The organism is Parerythrobacter lutipelagi (assembly GCF_005434975.1).
Classification (GTDB): Bacteria; Pseudomonadota; Alphaproteobacteria; order Sphingomonadales; family Sphingomonadaceae; genus Parerythrobacter_A; species Parerythrobacter_A lutipelagi.
On the sequence record NZ_SKCJ01000001.1, the window covers coordinates 514,340 to 532,586 of the forward strand.

The 18,247-nt window shown below is 61.1% G+C and carries 18 protein-coding genes and 1 tRNA gene; 8 read left to right on the forward strand and 11 right to left on the reverse strand.

Going from position 1 to position 18,247, the window contains the following annotated elements:
- Window positions 1-110 precede the first annotated feature (110 nt).
- Entirely contained in the window at window positions 111-1,664 is a 1,554-nt protein-coding gene (locus tag E0502_RS02565) for an amidase (RefSeq protein ID WP_137676403.1), read from the forward strand.
- Window positions 1,665-1,667: 3 nt separating this feature from the next.
- Here E0502_RS02565 and E0502_RS02570 read toward each other — a convergent pair whose 3' ends face one another.
- The 3 genes from E0502_RS02570 to E0502_RS02580 form a co-directional block, all read right to left on the reverse strand.
- Window positions 1,668-2,168: a hypothetical protein gene (locus E0502_RS02570; RefSeq protein ID WP_137676404.1), complete on the reverse strand. Its 501-nt coding sequence runs from the start codon at window positions 2,166-2,168 to the stop codon at window positions 1,668-1,670.
- Between the two features lie 27 nt (window positions 2,169-2,195).
- Window positions 2,196-3,788 (reverse strand): trigger factor, encoded by a 1,593-nt coding sequence (tig, locus tag E0502_RS02575; RefSeq protein WP_137676405.1) that lies wholly within the window; start codon window positions 3,786-3,788, stop codon window positions 2,196-2,198.
- Window positions 3,789-3,851: 63 nt separating this feature from the next.
- Window positions 3,852-3,936, reverse strand: a tRNA-Leu gene (locus E0502_RS02580).
- A 141-nt stretch (window positions 3,937-4,077) separates the two neighbouring features.
- Here E0502_RS02580 and E0502_RS15150 point away from each other — a divergent pair.
- A complete protein-coding gene (locus tag E0502_RS15150) occupies window positions 4,078-4,245 on the forward strand; it encodes a hypothetical protein (RefSeq protein ID WP_192895904.1) in 168 nt (55 codons plus the stop codon).
- Between the two features lie 48 nt (window positions 4,246-4,293).
- Complete coding sequence (locus E0502_RS02585; RefSeq protein ID WP_137676406.1) at window positions 4,294-4,578, forward strand: DUF3297 family protein; 285 nt, start codon at window positions 4,294-4,296, stop codon at window positions 4,576-4,578.
- Window positions 4,579-4,581: 3 nt separating this feature from the next.
- Here the strand turns inward: E0502_RS02585 and E0502_RS02590 are convergent, their stop codons facing one another.
- The gene (locus E0502_RS02590; protein ID WP_420813485.1) at window positions 4,582-5,229 is read right to left on the reverse strand and encodes a CHAP domain-containing protein; all 648 of its coding nucleotides are present in this window, start codon (window positions 5,227-5,229) and stop codon (window positions 4,582-4,584) included.
- 254 nt (window positions 5,230-5,483) lie between these two features.
- Between E0502_RS02590 and der the strand changes: the two genes are divergently transcribed.
- Genes der through E0502_RS02605 form a run of 3 tightly spaced genes read left to right on the forward strand, consistent with a single transcriptional unit; the run spans window position 5,484 to window position 9,454 of the window.
- Window positions 5,484-6,923: a ribosome biogenesis GTPase Der gene (gene der / locus E0502_RS02595; protein WP_137676408.1), complete on the forward strand. Its 1,440-nt coding sequence runs from the start codon at window positions 5,484-5,486 to the stop codon at window positions 6,921-6,923.
- Between the two features lie 8 nt (window positions 6,924-6,931).
- On the forward strand, window positions 6,932-8,929 hold the full coding sequence (locus E0502_RS02600) for an acyltransferase family protein (RefSeq protein ID WP_137676409.1): 1,998 nt from the start codon (window positions 6,932-6,934) through the stop codon (window positions 8,927-8,929).
- Window positions 8,930-8,938: 9 nt separating this feature from the next.
- The gene (locus E0502_RS02605; RefSeq protein WP_240048827.1) at window positions 8,939-9,454 is read left to right on the forward strand and encodes a DUF2721 domain-containing protein; all 516 of its coding nucleotides are present in this window, start codon (window positions 8,939-8,941) and stop codon (window positions 9,452-9,454) included.
- Between the two features lie 6 nt (window positions 9,455-9,460).
- Here the strand turns inward: E0502_RS02605 and bfr are convergent, their stop codons facing one another.
- The 5 genes from bfr to E0502_RS02630 all read right to left on the reverse strand — a co-directional run bounded on the left by bfr (window position 9,461) and on the right by E0502_RS02630 (window position 13,166).
- Window positions 9,461-9,943, reverse strand: coding sequence for a bacterioferritin (gene bfr / locus E0502_RS02610; protein WP_137676411.1), 483 nt, complete (start codon window positions 9,941-9,943; stop codon window positions 9,461-9,463).
- Window positions 9,944-10,069: 126 nt separating this feature from the next.
- The gene (locus E0502_RS02615) at window positions 10,070-10,261 is read right to left on the reverse strand and encodes a (2Fe-2S)-binding protein (RefSeq protein WP_137676412.1); all 192 of its coding nucleotides are present in this window, start codon (window positions 10,259-10,261) and stop codon (window positions 10,070-10,072) included.
- Between the two features lie 143 nt (window positions 10,262-10,404).
- Complete coding sequence (locus E0502_RS02620; RefSeq protein WP_137676413.1) at window positions 10,405-11,799, reverse strand: SPOR domain-containing protein; 1,395 nt, start codon at window positions 11,797-11,799, stop codon at window positions 10,405-10,407.
- Window positions 11,800-11,818: 19 nt separating this feature from the next.
- The gene (locus tag E0502_RS02625; RefSeq protein ID WP_240048828.1) at window positions 11,819-12,433 is read right to left on the reverse strand and encodes a hypothetical protein; all 615 of its coding nucleotides are present in this window, start codon (window positions 12,431-12,433) and stop codon (window positions 11,819-11,821) included.
- Between the two features lie 16 nt (window positions 12,434-12,449).
- Window positions 12,450-13,166, reverse strand: a complete 717-nt coding sequence (locus tag E0502_RS02630) for a ParA family protein (protein WP_137676415.1) — start codon at window positions 13,164-13,166, stop codon at window positions 12,450-12,452.
- A gap of 261 nt (window positions 13,167-13,427) precedes the next feature.
- Between E0502_RS02630 and E0502_RS02635 the strand changes: the two genes are divergently transcribed.
- Window positions 13,428-14,600, forward strand: coding sequence for an SPOR domain-containing protein (locus E0502_RS02635; RefSeq protein WP_137676416.1), 1,173 nt, complete (start codon window positions 13,428-13,430; stop codon window positions 14,598-14,600).
- 88 nt (window positions 14,601-14,688) lie between these two features.
- Window positions 14,689-15,975: a DUF418 domain-containing protein gene (locus E0502_RS02640; protein ID WP_240048829.1), complete on the forward strand. Its 1,287-nt coding sequence runs from the start codon at window positions 14,689-14,691 to the stop codon at window positions 15,973-15,975.
- Here E0502_RS02640 and E0502_RS02645 read toward each other — a convergent pair.
- Both E0502_RS02645 and E0502_RS02650 read right to left on the reverse strand, forming a co-directional pair.
- Window positions 15,972-17,198, reverse strand: a complete 1,227-nt coding sequence (locus E0502_RS02645) for a dihydroorotase (RefSeq protein ID WP_137676417.1) — start codon at window positions 17,196-17,198, stop codon at window positions 15,972-15,974. The genes E0502_RS02640 and E0502_RS02645 overlap by 4 nt on opposite strands.
- A complete protein-coding gene (locus tag E0502_RS02650) occupies window positions 17,195-18,226 on the reverse strand; it encodes an aspartate carbamoyltransferase catalytic subunit (RefSeq protein ID WP_137676418.1) in 1,032 nt (343 codons plus the stop codon). The genes E0502_RS02645 and E0502_RS02650 overlap by 4 nt, the downstream gene beginning before the upstream one ends.
- Window positions 18,227-18,247: the final 21 nt, after the last annotated feature.

Below are 18,247 nucleotides of genomic sequence, written 5' to 3' on the forward strand. Positions count from 1 at the left end.
GCAGGACTGCCGCTGTCCTGCCTAGGGACGAGGCCGTGAGAAATCGTTAACGCTCCGCTAAGCGCGCTGTTTCGCTTGCATAGGAAGACGCGGGTTTGCACAGTCGCCACATGAAAACGCACACCTTTGCAGGTGCGGCTATGCTCGCCGCCCTCCTCGCCAGCTCTCCCTTGCATGCTCAGGATAGGGCAGACACTGAAGCGGAGGAGCAGGATGCCCCGGCAATCATGCGGATACCGCCGCCGCGCAATGTGATAGCGCGCCGCCAGATCGAGCGCATTCGCGAACTGGACGATGCCGGTCCGGAATTGAATGCTGTTATCGTCTACGATCAGGAAGCGTACCGGACGATGGGCCGCAGCATGGTCAAAGGACCGCTTCTGGGGCGAACGGTGCTGGTGAAGGACAATATCGAAACGCGCGAATTCCCCACCACGGCAGGCTCGCTTGCTCTCGCGAACAATTACACCGGGCGCGATGCGCCGCTGATCGCGAACCTGCGCAATGCGGGCGGGGTCGTGCTGGGCAAGACCAATCTCAGCGAATGGGCAAATATTCGCGACAACGCCTCGACCAGCGGGTGGAGCGCCGTGGGCGGCCTGACCCGTAATCCTTACGCGATCGATCGCAACAGCTGCGGCTCGTCTTCCGGCAGCGGTGCGGCGGTGGCCGCAGGCTTTGCCTGGGGGGCAATTGGTACGGAAACCAACGGCTCGATCACCTGCCCCGCATCGATCAATGGCATTGTCGGTTTCAAGCCAAGCATCGGACTTGTCAGCCGGACGCATGTCGTGCCGATCTCCAGCACGCAGGACACTGCCGGACCGATGACGAAGACCGTCCGCGATGCAGCGATGCTGCTTGGAGCGATTGCCGGGACCGATACCGCAGATCCGGTGACCCTGACTGTGCCCAACCGCAAACAGAAATACACCGACGGACTGTCCGAATTCTCGCTCGAAGGGGTGCGCATCGGGGTAATGCGCAATCAGATCGGCAATCGCGAGGACGTAAAGACCGTGTTCGAAACGGCGCTGGCGGATCTGGAGCGCGCCGGAGCTGTGCTGGTCGATATCGAGTTCGAGCCGGACACTGCAATGTATGGCGACAGCTTCACGGTACTGATGTTCGAACTGCGCGAGGAAATGGGCAAATACCTCCGCTCCTTGCCCGAGATGGAGGGGCAGGACACTCCGCGCAGTCTCACCGATCTGATCGCGTTCAACGCGGCGCATGCAGACAAGGAAATGCGCTGGTTCGGGCAGGACCTGTTCGAATTGGCTGAGACCACCACCGATCGCGAAGTCTATGAGACCGCCCGCGCGAACGCCGTACGCATCGCAGGCGAGGAAACGCTCGACATGCTCCTGGCGGAAAACACAGTCCAATTCCTTGTCGCTCCGACACGCGGTCCGGCGTGGACCAGCGATCTGGTCAATGGCGACAATTTCAACGGCAGCATCGGGTTTGGCAGTCCGGCGGCAATTGCAGGCTATCCGCACCTCACTGTCCCGATGGGCCGGGTCGAGGCTCTGCCCGTCGGCATCAGCTTCTTTGGTGCAAAGTGGGCCGATCACGAGGTGCTTAAACTGGGCGCCGCCTACGAACGGGCGCGAACGGCTGAACTTCCCGGTCCGACCTTCGAACGCTGGAAAGCGGAGTAGAGTTCAATCTGCGGCAGCGCTCGCAGCTTCGTGCCACTCTTTGCCTGTCCGAATAAGCAGATTGAGCGACGTTCCGCCTCGCGGAGTTTCATCGCCGCACGCCATCGGGCTGAAATGCACGGCTTCCGATCCCGTTAACGGTCGCGGCTTCGCCTCGAGCACTTTCGCGTGGATTTGCGTTCCGTCGAAACGGTAGTACCGGACATTGCGGGACCACTGCAGCTTCGCCGCGCAGTCGTAAACACGGTCCAGAATATAGAAATCGGCACTCAGGCCGTCCACATTTACAGGTCCGGAGCGGTTCACGCCGAACGATCGGAAATACACAAGATCGCCGTCTCGCTCGATCGAGCCGACATCCATCGCGCTCCAGCCGGAATATCCGCCGGCGTAAACATGCCAGCGGCCTTCTTCGCGCTCGCCGAAATCATTCCCGGCTTCGTTTGCAACTGACAGCGATGATGTCGCGAGCAGGGCTAGTGCAAATGCGGCGATACGCATCATCGCACGATTGCCCTGCTCGTCGTCATCTTACTTCTTCGCTGGAGCCTTCTTGGCTGCCGGCTTCTTGGCCGGTGCCTTCTTGGCTGCGGGCTTCTTGTCCGCATCGGCTTTCTTGGCCGCAGGCTTCTTCGCTGCCGGTTTCTTCTCGGCTGCCTTTTTCGCCGGAGCCTTCTTGGCTGCCGGCTTGTCGTCCTTGGCAGCTTCCTTTTTGGCCGGTGCCTTTTTCGCCGGGGCTTTTTTCTTCGCCGCCGCCTTTTTCGGAGCCTTCTTCGCGGCTTCCGCTTCGGCTTGCTCGTCGGCTTCTATTGCCGCCTCAAGCTCCTCGCGCGTCACTTCGCGCTCGGTAATTTCGGCTTTCGAGAACAGGAAGTCGACGACCTTGTCTTCGTAAAGTGGCGCGCGCAATTGAGCGGCAGCCATTGGTTCTGACTGGACGTACTGGACGAACCGCTCGCGGTCTTCTTCGCGATATTGCTGGGCAGCCTGCTGGATCAGCATGCTCATTTCCTGCTGGCTCACTTCGACGCCGTTTTTCTGGCCGATTTCCGACAGCAGCAGACCGAGACGCACGCGGCGCTCGGCGATGTGGCGATAATCGTCCTTCTCGGCTTCGATTTCCTTCATCGCCTTCTCGGGATTCTCGTCCTGCGAGGCTTCCTGCTGCAACTGAGCCCAGATCTGCTCGAATTCAGCATCGACCATTTTCTGCGGCACGGGGAAATCGTGGCCTGCAGCAAGCCGGTCAAGCAACTGGCGCTTCATTTGCGTACGGGTCAGGCCGTTGGTTTCCTGCTCGAGCTGGCCGCGCAGCAATTCCTTCAGCTTGTCGAGGCTTTCGAGGCCCAGCGATTCGGCAAACGCATCGTCGACCTTGGTTTCGTCTTCGACCTTCACCTGCTTGACGACGACGGCGAACTGCGCGTCTTTGCCCTTCAGGTTTTCTGCCGGGTAATCTTCCGGGAACGTGACGGTGATGGTTTTCTCATCGCCGGTCTTGGCGCCCTTGAGCTGCTCTTCGAAGCCCGGAATGAACTGGCCCGAACCGATCACCAGCGGTGCGTCTTCCGCCTTGCCGCCTTCGAATTCCACGCCATCGATGGAACCGGTGAAATCGATGATCAGCTGATCGCCATCGCCAGCCTTCTTCGATTTGGCCGCGTCCTTGTAGCTTTTCTGCTGACCGGCAATATTGCCCAGCGCTTCTTCGACCGCTTTGTCGGCCACAGGCACTGTCAGGCGTTCAAGCTTGATACCCTCGATATCGGGCGCATCCACATCGGGCAGAACTTCGAGGTCGATCGTCAGGACCGCGTCCTTGCCTTCCTCGTAGCCTTCCTTGAGGTCGATCGCCGGCTGCATGGCCGGGCGCAGCTGCTTGTCCTGCATCACCTTGTCGACCGATTCGCGGATCACGTCGTTGACGGTTTGCGCATGAAGCTGCTCGCCGTGCATTTTCTTGACGAGATTCTCCGGCACCTTGCCAGGGCGGAACCCGGGCATGCGCACTTGCGGTGCGATCTTTTTCACTTCGGCATCCACACGGGCCGCAATATCGGCTGCGGGGATCGTCACTTCATAAGCGCGCGCGAGGCCTTCGTTGGTGGTCTCTTTGATCTGCATGATGCGAATATCTTCTCGTCTTTTCAAAAACTTCAGGGTTTCGAGGGGTGAGCCGGCGGCGGCTGGTGCGGGCGAAGGGACTCGAACCCCCACATCTTACGATACTGGTACCTAAAACCAGCGCGTCTACCAATTCCGCCACGCCCGCAACCCGAACGAAGCCACGTGCAGGCAAAAACCCGCACGGACAGGGGAGCGCCCTTAGAAGGGCACGGCGCAAAGGGCAAGCAGGGATGGTGCAGGAACGGTCGGCAAGAGACGCGCGTTGTGTGAATGGAAGGAAAGACCCATGGCAACGCAGCCCGATCGTATCGACCCGCAATCACCGCCAGAGACGCCCGCGCCGGACGCGCCAGACGAAGCCCCCAACACCGAGCCACCCGAAATCCTGCCGTCTCAGCCTGATATCGACCAACCGGGAGAAGTTCCGCCCGAGAGACCGGGCCAGCCAATCTGATCGTTCAGCTATTGCCACTGTTCAAACTCGACAGTACGGGCCAGTGCCATGAGCGAAGACACAGCAAACGACACCCCGCCCGACCGCATTTCGGTCAATCCGCGCAGCGAGCATTTCGATGCAGAGAAATTGCAGCGCGGTATCGGCATCCGCTTCAAGGAACGGGTGCGCACCGATATCGAGGAATATTGCATTTCGGAAGGCTGGGTCCGCGTGCAGGCGGGCAAGACAACCGACCGTCACGGTCAGCCTTTGACCCTCAAGCTCAATGGCCCGGTTGAAGCCTGGTATGAAGATCTGGGCGACGAACCGCCAATCGCCAAGAAAGACTGAGCCTCAGTTATCGTATCGGAGGACAGCAGCCTCCAGCGGGTCGATGCTGCGCGAAGCTGTGCGTCCCGCCGGGCGCGTCACAGAGCGTACAGGTTCCGCCCGCGTCCGCTGCACGGTGGCTGGCAGCGGACGGGGGCGAAGCGGTGAAGTGGTTGCGGGCGCAGCAAACGCCTGAAGGAACTCAGGCGAACTCTTCTGACGCACAGCGGCTGGACGGACAGGGGCCGCACGGACAGGCGACAGCGCGATTTGCGAACGTTCGATCCGGCTACGTTCGCCATAGATGAAGCCGTGAACCGGCCATGCTGTCTTTCCGAGACCCTCGATCGGATCGTACCACACCCGAACCTCGCTCCAATCGTTGCCTGGTGACACATCGACCGCTTTGACATCGCGTTCGATCTGCCCGCGGCGTCCGTTGATCGGCGACCAGTTGGCATGGTCGAGAAGCACAGTGCGACTGTCGATGACTTTGCTGACAGCGGCAACATGGCCGAGCCGCATATTGCGATGCGGAACAAATGCCATCACCGCGCCTACTTTCGGTGTACTGCCCCGAGCATACTTGCCCGCTGCCTGATCCCACCAGGTGTGCGCATCACCATAGATGCCGATACCCGATAGCTGACGCGCGTAAGGCACGCATTGCAGATAGGGCGGGAGCTCAACCCGGGCGCCGCGATCGGGATCGCGAAAATTGTCCGATGTCTCGGCCAGCGCAGGAGCGCCGATTGCGGCCAAAAAGAAAACGATAAGAGGTGTCAAACGGCGTAACATGCGGTGGCTAATGCCGCGTTAGGGTTGCAACCCTACTGACCAGTACGGTTAACGCAAATTAGCCATAAGCGCTGGAGCAAGCCTCTACGCTTGCCATTCGGCGCGTTAGGGGCCAACTGCGCACCACCATGCTACCCACTGCCCTTCCCCAAGTCATTATTCTCGGTCGACCCAATGTCGGCAAGTCGACGCTGTTCAACCGGCTTATCGGAAAGAAGCTGGCACTGGTCGATGATCAGCCCGGCGTTACGCGCGACCGCCGGCTGGGCGAGGCGGAGCTTGCCGGGATGCGTTTCACAGCCGTCGATACTGCGGGGTGGGAAGACCTCGACGAAGAAACCCTGCCAGGACGGATGCGAAAGCAGACCGAAGTCAGTCTCCACGGTGCCGACGCGGTTTTGTTCGTGATCGATTCGCGCGCCGGCCTGACGCCGATGGACGAAGAAATCGCGCGCTGGTTGCGCGGGCAGGAACTGCCGATCATTCTCGTGGCCAATAAGGCCGAAGGACGCGCGAGCGAATCCGGCATACTAGAGAGCTATTCGCTGGGACTTGGCGAACCCATCGCCGTCTCGGCCGAGCATGGCGAGGGCATTGCCGACCTGTTCGGAGCCTTGTGGCCAATAATCGGCGACAAGGTCGATGCCGCTGAAGCAGCCCAGGAAGCCGCCGCAGCTGAAGCGGCGCTGGAAGACGAGCCGCCGCTTGGCCCGCTCAAACTCGCGATCGTCGGACGGCCGAATGCCGGCAAGTCGACAATCATCAACCGGCTGTTGGGCGAAGATCGCCTGTTGACCGGTCCCGAGGCGGGTATCACGCGCGATTCCATCTCTATCGACTGGCAGTGGACCGATCCGAATTCGGGGGAAGTGCGCGATATCGAGCTGATCGATACAGCCGGGATGCGCAAGCGTGCCAAGGTCGTCGACAAGCTGGAAAAGCTTTCCGTTGCCGATGGCCTGCGGGCAGTCGATTTCGCAGAAGTCGTGGTGCTTGTGCTCGACGCGACACTGGGCCTCGAGCATCAGGACCTCAAGATCGCCGACCGCGTGCTGCAGGAAGGCCGGGCGCTGGTCATAGCGATCAACAAATGGGATGTGGCTGAGAACGCCAGCAGCCTGTTCAACGGGATCAAGCACGCGCTCGATGAAGGTCTGGCGCAAGTGCGCGGCGTTCCGCTGCTGGCGATCAGTGCGAAGACCGGCAAAGGGCTCGACACGATGATCGGCGCCGCCTTCGAAATCCGTGAAGCGTGGTCGAAACGCGTACCCACCGCTGCGCTTAACCGCTGGTTCGACGATGCGCTCGCAGCCAACCCTCCCCCTGCCCCCAAGGGCCGCCGGATCAAGTTGCGCTACATCACTCAGTCTTCCACCAGGCCGCCGCGTTTCGTGGTTTTCGGCACAAGGCTGGATGCGCTGCCGAAAAGCTATGAACGATATCTCGTCAACGGGATCCGCCGCTCGCTCGGCTTCGATGCGGTGCCAATCCGTGTCGTGCTCAAAAGCCCGAAAAACCCGTACAACGCCAACAAGGGCGGTGGGGGCAACTACAGCGGAGAGCGGTAGCTAGTGCGATGACGTCCGCACCGCTGGTATTCACCTACAGGCGCGAGCTTGACGGGCTCCGGGGTTTCGCGCTGATCGCGGTGATTCTCTATCATGCGGGCTACACCTTCTTGCCCGGCGGCTATTCCGGGGTGGACGTCTTCTTTGTCCTCAGTGGCTATCTGATCTGTTCCATGATCGTAAAAGATCTGGACCGGGAACGGTTCTCGTTTCTGGAATTTTTCGAACGCCGCGCACGGCGGATCTTCCCCGCACTATTCTCTGTCATGTTGGTGACGCTGGCGCTGTCGCTGGTAATCCTGTTCCCGGCCGATTTGCGCAATTTTGGCAGCGGCCTTGCGTCGGTGGGCGCGTTTGCGTCGAATATCCTGTTCGCCAGACGCGAAGGCTATTTCGATGCATCGAGCGAGCTCAATCCGCTGATCCACACCTGGACGTTATCGGTGGAAGAGCAGTTTTACCTCTTTTTCCCACCGCTGCTGTTCGTTCTGTGGCGCTGGGGCATCAAGCCGGCCGCGGCCGCGTTGAGCGTCGTGCTGCTGGCCAGCCTTGCCGCTGCCGAGATGACGGTGCGAAGCGATAGCGTTACCGCCTTTTACTATCTGCACACCCGCGCGTGGGAATTTCTGGTCGGGGCCCTGGCCGGTATTGTGATGTCGCGCCGTGACATTGCAGCCGATTTCATACTTTCGCGGGCTGCTGCCAATTTCGGCTTCGCACTAATCCTGTTCAGTTTCTTCTGGCTTGAACCCACCTCCCGCTTCCCCGGTCTTTCCGCCCTTCCTGCCGTTACGGGTGCCGTGTTGGTGATTCTCTTCGCGCAGCCCGGCGGGTTGGCCTACCGGATGATGGCTTGGGGCCCTTTGGTTGCGGCAGGCCTGATGTCATACAGCATCTATCTGTGGCATCAGCCGCTGTTTGCCTTCGCTCGGCAGTTCAATTTCGTAGACCCGTATGGCCTCACCATGCCGCTACTGATCGCGCTTACGGTCGGGCTGTCCTACGCGAGTTGGCGGTGGATCGAAAACCCGGTGCGTGACCGCAGGAATTTTAGTCGGAAGACCATCTTCACTGCCTCGGCAGGTGCGCTGGTAGCGTCCATGGCCGCCGGTCTGGGGCTCTATGCCACCGATGGCTTGCCCGCGCGATTTTCGCCCGAGGTGCTGGAGGCACTCGAACCCCTGCAAAATCCGACGTTCGCAACTTCCAGTTGTCGCGTGACCAACGGATCTCCCGATGATCTGTCTGCCGCGGTTGCCAATTGCTATCGCCCGGGCGAAACGATCTACCTTGTTGGCGATTCCCACGCTGGTGCGATCGACCCGGCACTGCGCGAATATGCCGAGGCTCAGGGCTTTTCGCTTGTCACGCTGGAACGTCACTCGTGCACCCCGGTTTTCGGCCTTTCGCTTCAGCGTAGCGCGCAAACTTGCAGCAGGTTCCGCGAGCAGGTGCGCGATCTGATCGCAGCGAACCCCGCGCCCATCGTATTGGCCGGCCGCTGGCGCATGATTACGACGGGCGAACCGTTCGACAACGGCGAAGGTGGCCGCGAACTGGGGCACGCTGAACCGATCATGGCGGACGGACGTATCGTACAAGATACCTATGCGGTGTTCGAACAATCGATGCGCGATTGGGGGCGCATTGCACCAGTGGTGGTCGTCGATCAGATCCCCGAGGCTGGATGGTTGGTACGGCGAGCTATGGCGAGGCGCGCGCAGTTCGGCGTCGAAACAGAGCCGCTCTCGACCAGCTATGCCGAATACCAGCGCCAGAACGCCGACGTGAACACAGTGTTGGGCCGCCTGGCAGCCAGCAATACGATCGAAGTGGTTCGCAGCGCCCCGCTTGTATGCAGCGAAAGCAGTGGCCGCTGCCTCAACGAACTGGATGGCAGGCCGCTGTATTTCGATGATGACCACCCCAGCCTTCTCTATTCACGCCTCATCGCGGCAGGGGTAATGGTCACTGCCACGGTCCAAAAAGTGACTGAAAGAGAGTAAGGGACGATGATGGATACATTTTCGCTCGCCGTTGATCTGATCGAACGCACATCGAGCACGACGCGAGTGCAGGCGATCGTGCAACTCAGCCTTGCGCCGGTGTTCCTGCTCGCAGCCATTGGTGCGATGCTCAATGTGATGAATGCTCGGCTCACCTGGCTCATCGACCGCATCGAGTTCGTCGAGCGGCGGACAGAAAAAGGGCTGGCCGGGCGCGAGGCGGAGGAACTGCCCGCTCTGCGCCAGCGGCAGCACTACGCTCAGCTGGCCGTCAGTCTCAGTACGGCAGCAGCGCTGGTCATCTGCGCGATTGTGGCCTTGCTGTTCATCAGTGCTTTCATCCGGCCGCAGATCGGCACAGCGGTTGCCACCGCGTGGATCGGAACCATGGTTTTCCTGTTCGGCGCGCTGACATTGTTCTTGATGGAGACGCGGCTGGCTACGGCCAGTGCGCGGGATCGGCGCAAGCGGAGCCGGCAGATACTGGAGCGAAGCGGCGAAGGCAGTGAAGAACCCGACGCTTAGCGTTCGCTAACCGGCTTCCGCCGGCTTGCTCTGCATCTGCACGTAATTCTCCAGACCCATCCGCTCGATCATATCGAACTGGGTCTCAAGGAAATCGACGTGTTCTTCTTCGCTTGAAAGGATGCTGGCGAAGAGGTCCCGGCTGACATAATCGCGCACGCTTTCGCAATGTTCGATCGCATCCTTGAGCAGGGGGATCGCTTCCATCTCCACCGCAAGGTCAGCCTTGAGAATCTCCTCGACGGTCTCGCCCACCTTCAATTTGTGGATCGCCTGAAAATTGGGCAGCCCGCTGAGAAACAGCACACGCTCGGCCAGCTGATCGGCGTGCTTCATCTCATCGATCGATTCGTGGCGCTCATACTCGGCCAGCTTGTGCACGCCCCAGTCTTCGAGGACGCGGTAGTGCAGCCAGTATTGATTGATTGCGGTCAGTTCGTTGGTGAGCGCCTTGTTGAGGAATTCGATGACTTTCTCGTCGCCCTTCATGGCATTTTTCCTTGGATCAGATGAGGACACATCTATGCGCCCTGACGATGCAGAATGACAAGAGGCATTAAGATAGAAAACGGCGGAATTCCGCCAGTTGCGAGCGATTTGCGTTAGCGATTTGCGCTATGCTGCGCAGGCCGGCTCGACGGTCATTTCCCGCTCTTCGAACAGAATTTCGTCCGCTTCGCACAGGCAAGTCCCGCACTGCGGCTGCTTACCCATCGATGCATAGACCGACTCCGCATCGCCCGGCACGACCCGTGCCGCACGGCGCAGTTCGCATTCACGGATGGCGTTGCAGACACAGGTATACATAGGGCGATTCGTTCCTTGCTACGCCCAATTGTTAATGCGACTTATTCTCAATAGCAAGTCGAAATTTTACGCTGCTGGTGCAACAAGAAAGCCCTCCCGCATCGCTGCGGAAGGGCTCACTCGCTATTCGCCGATCGGTGATGCTAGTCGCGACGGGCGAGGCGTACTCCATTGTCGATCGCCCCGGGCAGTGGCTTGTTAGAAGCCCAGGCGATACAGCCGTGGCCGCCCGATTTGACGCTGTTGCACATGGTCGCGGCACTGGCACGCTGGAAGCCGCCAGCCGAGACACGGAAGTAGGTTTTGCCGCGCACCACAGCTTTGGTGATGACCATATCGGCATCCTTCAGCTGCGGATAACGCTTGGAATAGATGCCCCATGCGCGCTTGGCTCCGGCTTCGCTGGAGAACGAGCCGAGTTGGACGAGGTGTTCGCCATCGACCACGCCGCGCTGTCCGGACGAAGCTGCATTCGATGCAGCGCCAGTGTCAGCGGAAGCAGAGGTGCCTGTCGGTGCTCGGCGGCTGGCCGGAACGTCCTGCACAACCGGGGTCGAGACGTAGCGCACGGTATCCTGTGCAAAGCGCTCGATCGCTCGGGCATTGGGTGCCGGTGCTTCGAACACTTCAGCAAACGTTTCCTGCGGGGCAGGCGCGGCGACGGCTGCCGGCACCGCTACGGGTTCCGCTGCGGCATAACCGGTCGCCGGAAGCTCGCCGCCGACCGGCGCGAGTTCAGGGATTGTGTAGCCGCGTACGGGTGTGAACTGACCTTCCGGCTCTACAGTCGATGCAGCGAGCTGTGCAGCGCTGGGCGCATTGGACAGAGCCAGCTCCACCGGCTGGCCAGAATCGCCAACCACGGGAACATCGAGCAGTCTGGCAACGCGGTGCTGGGTCATGCCCGGTTGCATCGTCGCGGCCCATTCTGCCATCCGGTCACCAACCTTGTCGGCCGGAACGTCTTCTGCCGCCATCAAGCGCGCGGCACGCCAATTGCCTTGCAAGGCATAGGCGTAAGCAAGGTTCTGACGCACTTTCGCAGTGTTTTCACCGCTGCGCAGCGCATTGCCGAGAATGTGCACGCCCTGATCGGGATCTCCCGCCAACGCCATGGCCAGGCCAAGATCGGCAGCGGCGATTTGTCCGCGCCATTGATCGAGCGTCGCCAGAGCCGTGGCATGGTTGCCTGCCGCCGCCGAAGCGAGCGCATAGCTGAGCGCGGTGCGCGGCGACTGGTCGCCAAGGTCCATTGCGTCCTTGAAGCTGGTTGCAGCTGAACTGAAACGGCCAACTTCCATATAGCTGGCACCGAGCATCGCGCGGTAAGCGGTGTTGCGCGGTTCCGCGCGAACGGCATCCTCAGCATGCCCGACGGCAGAATCGGTCCTGCCCTTGGCCAGCTCAGCCTGCGCTTTGCTGGCGGAGACAGTTGCCGGTGCAGCAGCTTTGGTCGTGCACCCGGCGAGAGCCGTCGTTGCCAGGGCGGTGGTGACCGCCAGCATGATGGTACGATTGCGTTTGGCGTCCGTCAGCATTGTACGTTCCCCTGTATAATTACTTGTGCGCCATCTGTGCGGCGAGCGATTCGAGTTCGGGCATTTCGCCCAAAAGCTGGTCGAGCGCTTCGGTCACCAGCTGCTGCGCGGATTTGTTGCGCATGGTGCTGGCTAGCCGAAGCTTGAGATGGCGTTCCTGGTCGAGGCGAAGCGTGAAGGCAGCGCGCTTGCCGCGGTCGAGCGCCGAACGGCGCGGACGCGGTGCGGCGGTCGCTTTCGAACGCAGCGGTGATGAGGGGATTTGTCTTTGAACGCCCTGCCCGACATCATCTTGCCCGACATCGTCTTGTTTACCTTCGAGCCGATCAACGATCGCTTCCTGCTGGGCACGAACGGCAGGCTTTGCCGTCAGCTTTTCAGCCAGTTTGGCCTCTTCGACCAGATCCTGTTCATGCGCTTCAGCCGCCACGTCCGGATTTTCCGGCTCGGGCGTGAGATTGATCACATTGGTTTTGCGCTCGTCCTCTTCGCCCATGTCGTTCCAGCCGAGATCCTCGAGATTGGCCGCCTGGCCAGTCGGGATATGACCGAGTTGTGGACGCATGGCCGGTTTGGCGCCGCCCTTGCGTGCAAGCAGGGTCGGGCCGAGCGATGCGAAATTCGATTCGCTCATCATCGTTACCCCCCGCTTACTGTGCGACCCGACGGCCGAAGCCGCCGGCGGGGCGATTGGCAGGTGCTATCTGCGAAACGGTATTGGGCGCCGCAAAAACGGTGCGGCGGAAATTCTTTTCGAGTCGGTCGGCGATATAGCCCCACAGCGCGGTCACTTCGGCAGCGCTGCGGCTTTCGGGATCGACTTCCATCACGGTTCGCCCGTCGATCATCGAAGCTGCAAAATCGGTACGATGATGAAGCGTGATCGGAGCGACTGTGCCGTGCTGGGAAAGCGCCACGGCTGCTTCCGAAGTAATCTTGGCTTTCGGGGTAGCGGCATTGACCACGAAGACCAAAGGCTTGCCAGCGCGTTCGCACAGATCGACCGTGGCGCCCACTGCGCGCAGATCGTGCGGGCTGGGGCGGGTTGGCACCACAATCAGTTCGGCAACGCCGATGACCGATTGGATGGCCATGGTAATCGCCGGAGGTGTGTCGATCACGGCCAGCTTGAAGCCCTGCTGACGCAGGACTTGAAGATCGCTCGCGAGACGGGCGACAGTGGTCTGAGCGAAGGCCGGATATTCCGCTTCTCGTTCATTCCACCAGTCCGCAAGCGAACCCTGCGGGTCGATATCGATAAGCACAACCGGGCCAGCCCCGGCGCGCTGCGCCTGAACGGCGAGATGCCCGGACAGTGTGGTCTTCCCCGATCCACCCTTCTGCGATGCCAATGCAAGTACACGCAAGGCGCGGTCCCCCTGTAATTCCAATTTCGAGCCGCCTGAATGCGGTCCGGGGACTGAATTCGCAGGATACCCCTAATTTTGGGTTAACGGGGTTGCCACTGATCTGGCGGAATTCGGCCCTTTGCTCCCGATGTGGTAGAAAAACTTTGCTAACGGCATGTTCACTATGTCAGGCTAACCCGAGGGCATGACTGGGCTGCAAAAGGTTGCATTGGGTCGATGAAGGTTTCGAAGAAAATTCACCTGTTTGTTGCGGGAGCCATGATGTCAGTGGCCGTTCCTGCGCTTGCCGATGTAAAGGCCGGTGTCGATGCGTGGGCCCGCGGCGATTACACGACTGCCGTGCGTGAATGGCGCGGCCCGGCAAACGCCGGCGACCCCGACGCACAATTCAATATGGCGCAGGCTTACCGCCTCGGGCGCGGCGTGGAAGAGAATGCCGCGCAGGCAGAGGTTCTCTATGCCAAAGCCGCAGCGCAGGGCCATATCAAGGCGTCGGACAATTACGGGCTCTTGCTGTTTCAGGCCGGACGCCGCGAAGAAGCCATGCCTTATGTGAAGGGCGCGGCTGATCGCGGTGATCCGCGCGCGCAATATTTGCTCGGCATTGCCCATTTCAATGGCGAGCTGGTCGAGAAGGACTGGGTGCGTGCCTATGCGCTGCTGACGCTCGCCAACGGATCCGGTTTGCCTCAGGCCCCGCCTGCCCTCGCCCAGATGGACGATTTTATTCCGCTGGAACAGCGCCAGCAGGCGCAACTTGTTGCGCAAAACATCAAACGCAATGCCGACACGCAGCGCGCGCAGCAACTCGCGGCAGTGGACCTCGCCATCACAGACAATCTGCCGGATCAGGCGAGGTCGCGCCCCGCACCGACTGCCGCACCGAATACCGCGCAGACTGCCGCGCAGACAGCGACACCGACCACAACTCCTTTGCCGCAAGCGGTGCGCCGCCTGCCACAACCAATCCCCGCAGCAGTCGTGCCGCCATCGGTCGCTGCAGCGCGCGCAGCGGTGGCGGAAGCTGCGCGTGTGACAGGTACGGAAAGCCCTGCGACCGCCGGGGCGGACTTTTTACGCCAACCGATCGCAACCGGGACATCATCAGCGCCGATACAGGCCGCACAGACACGCCCGGTGGAGGCCGCGCGCCCGGCCCCTGCTGCGGCAGCAGCCCCGACGACCCGCTCTACCAGTTCGGCTGACGGTCCCTGGCGGGTCCAGCTTGGCGCTTTCTCAGTCAGCGCCAATGCCGATCGGTTGTGGAGCCGCGTCGCGGGCAATTCGGCCTTGGCCGGGAAAAAGAAGTTTGTCGTACCTTCCGGCCGCGTCGTGCGCTTGCAGGCGGGCGGATTTGCTTCCCGAAATGCAGCGCAAATGGCGTGCAACAGCCTCAAGCGCAGCGGGCAGGATTGCCTGGTCACCCGATAATCAAATCTTCTGCTTGCTCGATTTGACCGTTTCCACTGCCGCTACCTTGCGATAGGCCGTTCACTGTCCATACCGGGGGAGGATAGCGATGAGCATGGCGGACCGCGAAAATCTTGAGGGATTGCCGGGGGTGTTCGACGATACGCCGGTCACCAAGACCACGCGCATCGCCAGCCTTGATTTCATCCGCGGGATCGCCGTCATGGGGATACTCGCGGCGAATATCGTGGCCTTTGGCCAGCCGTTCCAGGCCTACATGTATCCCGATGCCTTCCTGACGGGACACGATGACACATCCAACTGGATGTGGGTGACACAGTTCATTCTGATCGACGGCAAGATGCGCGGTCTGTTCACACTGCTGTTCGGCGCGGGAATGTACCTGTTTCTGGAAAAAGCGTGGGAGCGCGGTTCAGGGCGCAAATTGCAAGCCCGCAGGCTCGCCTGGCTCGGCCTGTTCGGCCTGATCCATTTCTATTTCATCTGGCGCGGCGACATCTTGTTCCTGTATGCAATCAGCGGATTTGTCGCGCTGCTGCTGGTCCGGATGGAAGCCAAGATGCAGCTCTTGCTCGGCATCACCGGCTATATCGGTGGCGGCATCCTCTATCTGCTGATGTTCGGGCCGCTCTATTTCGTGGCCGATACATCGCTCGGGAAACAGGTCGCTTTCTCAGAACTGGCGAGTGATCTCGAGCTCGCGCGAAGCGAGGATATCGCCGATGGGGTGAGCGAGGCCGCAATCATCACAGATGGCAGCTATTTCGATTTCGTCGCTCACAATTTCACGGTCCACGGGGCCGATCCGTTCACCATGCTGATCATCTTTGCGTTTGAGACCCTGCCGCTGATGATGCTCGGCATGGCGCTTTACCGCATGGGTTTGTTCAGCGGCGGGATCAATCCGCGCAAACAGCGGATGTGGGGCTGGATCGGTGTGATCGGCGGCTCGCTGGCCACATTGCCTGTTGCCTTGTGGGGACTCTCCACCGGGCCGAGTTACTGGGGCAGCCTGACGGCATTCACGGCCTTTTCCATGTTCCCCCGTTTGCCGGTGATTCTGGGTCTCGCAGCGCTCCTCGCGCTGTGGGGGGCCAACGCCGACGGTTGGCTTGGCCGCCGCATCGCAGCCGCAGGACGGGCAGCCTTCACCAACTACCTCGGCACTTCGATCCTGATGCTGTTCGTGTTTCACGGCTGGGCCGGCGGGCTATTCGGCGAGTTGACCCGGCCGCAGCTCTATATCGTTGTCGTCTCGGCATGGGCGGTTATGCTGGCGTGGTCGCTGCCATGGCTCGAACGGTTCCGCTTCGGTCCGCTCGAATGGTTATGGCGCTGTCTGACGTACTGGAAACGCTTTCCTCTCAAGCGTTAGAGAATCACGCCACCCTTGATGACGGTCGTGGCGCGGCCTTGCGTCGGTTGCTTGTCAAACGGCGTGTTGCCCGCGACTGCGGCCATCTTAGCGGAATCGACCACCCACGGTTTGTCCGGATTGACAATGCACAGATCTGCTTCGTAGCCTTCAGCCAGCACACCGGCATTGATGCCCAGCAATCTCGCCGGATTGCCCGCTAGAAGGGCAAAAGCCCGCGCCAGGTCGATCACGCCGTCGCGCACGAGGCCCAGCGTCATAGCCAGCAGCGTTTCGGCCCCGGCCATTCCCGGCGCGGCATCGGCAAAGGGCAAACGCTTGTCTTCCGGCCCGCGCGGATCATGGCCGCTGGCAACAACGTCTATCGTGCCGTCGGCGATTGCTTCGATCACTGCCTGCCGGTCGGCCTCGCTGCGAAGCGGCGGCGAAAGCCGCGCAAAAGTGCGGAATTCGGCAGTCGCCAGATCGGACAACATGAAATGCGCAGGGGTGACGCCGGCAGTCACTGCGACGCCCCGCCCCTTCGCTGCTCGCACGAGATCGAGCGCAGCGCGTGTCGTGATCTGGCGGATATGCACCCGCGCGCCCGACATTTCGGCCAGAGCAATATCTCGCGCCACCGCCAGAGCCTCCGCTTCGGCTGGCGCGCTGGGCAAACCAAGTCGGGTCGCCATCTCTCCGGCAGTCGCACTCGCATCCCCGACCAGTGCGGCATCTTCCGCGTGGGTCACGACGACCAGGTCGAGCATCGCTGCATATTGAAGCAAGCGCAGCATCACGCCGGTATCAGCAATCCATTTGCGCCCGGTTGCAACGCCGCGAGCGCCAGCGTCTTTCATCAGACCGATTTCGGCCAGTTCGCTGCCTCTCAGCTCGCATGTCGCGGCCGCAAGCGGATGGACCCACAGATCGGGTTTGCCGCTCTTCGCGATGTAGGAGACCCGGCTCGGCAGATCGAGCGGCGGTGACTGATCGGGCATCAATGCAGCGCGGGTGATGCCGCCGAAATGAAAGGCCGGCTTGTCGATCGCGAAGACGCCGAAATCGACCAGACCGGGGGCGATCAGCTGTCCCTTGGCATCGATTACCTCATCGCCGTCTTGCGCCGTCACCTTGCCCAATGCGGCAATGCGCCCTTCGACCACGCGGATCGCGCCGTCCATGACGCTGTCTGGCGTGACCAGCCTGCCGCCGGTGATAGTGAGTGGGCGAGCCTGCTTCATTGCCACTCTCCATCGTTCCAGCCTGCGACACCGCGGGTCTTGCGGGTCAACACATCGAGCGCGGCCATTCGCACCGCCACGCCCATCTCGACCTGCCGCGTGATGATCGAGCGGTCGAGCATGTCGGCCACGTCGCTATCAATCTCCACCCCTCTGTTCATCGGGCCCGGATGCATGACCAGCGCGTCTGGCGCGCAGCGCTCAAGCCGTCCCTGAGTCAGTCCGTAAAGGCGATGATACTCGCGAGCGGACGGGATGAACTGACCGCTCATCCGCTCGGTCTGCAGCCGCAGCATCATCGCAACATCGGTTCCCTCGAGTGCGGCATCGAAATCATGGTACGGCACGGCTCCCATAGCCTCGACACCTTGAGGCATCAGCGCAGGGGGCGCACACAGACGGACCGTCGCGCCCAAGGCCGTCAGGCAAAGAATGTTCGACCGCGCGACCCGGCTGTGCAGTATGTCGCCGCAAATTGTGACTTTGAGCCCGGTGAAGTCCTCGCTCGCCTGCCCTCTTTCAGCCAGCGCTGATCGCAGTGCAAGCGCATCGAGCAAGGCCTGCGTCGGGTGTTCATGCTGGCCGTCGCCTGCGTTCAGCACCGGGCAATCGACTTTGCTAGCGATGAGTTCGACCGCGCCGCTGCTGCCATGGCGGATTACGATGGCATCGGCCCGCATGGCATTGAGCGTGATCGCCGTGTCGATCAGCGTCTCGCCCTTTTTTACACTCGATTGCGCGGCGTGCATGTTGACCACGTCCGCCCCCAACCGTTTGCCGGCGATCTCGAAGCTCAGAAGCGTCCGCGTTGAGTTCTCGAAGAACGCATTGATGACCGTCAGGCCGCGTAGCGCCTTGGATCGCTTCTTGGATTGATGGTTGAACTCGACCCATTGCTGCGCCTCGGCCAGCAAATAAAGGATTTCGTGCCGCTCGAGCTGCGAGATGCCCAGCAAGTCACGATGCGGAAATGCCCTTCGGCCCGCTGGAAAGCGGCCGGGATCAGGCTGATTAAACGTAGCTGTCATTAAAAAGCGGCTGTTAGTCGA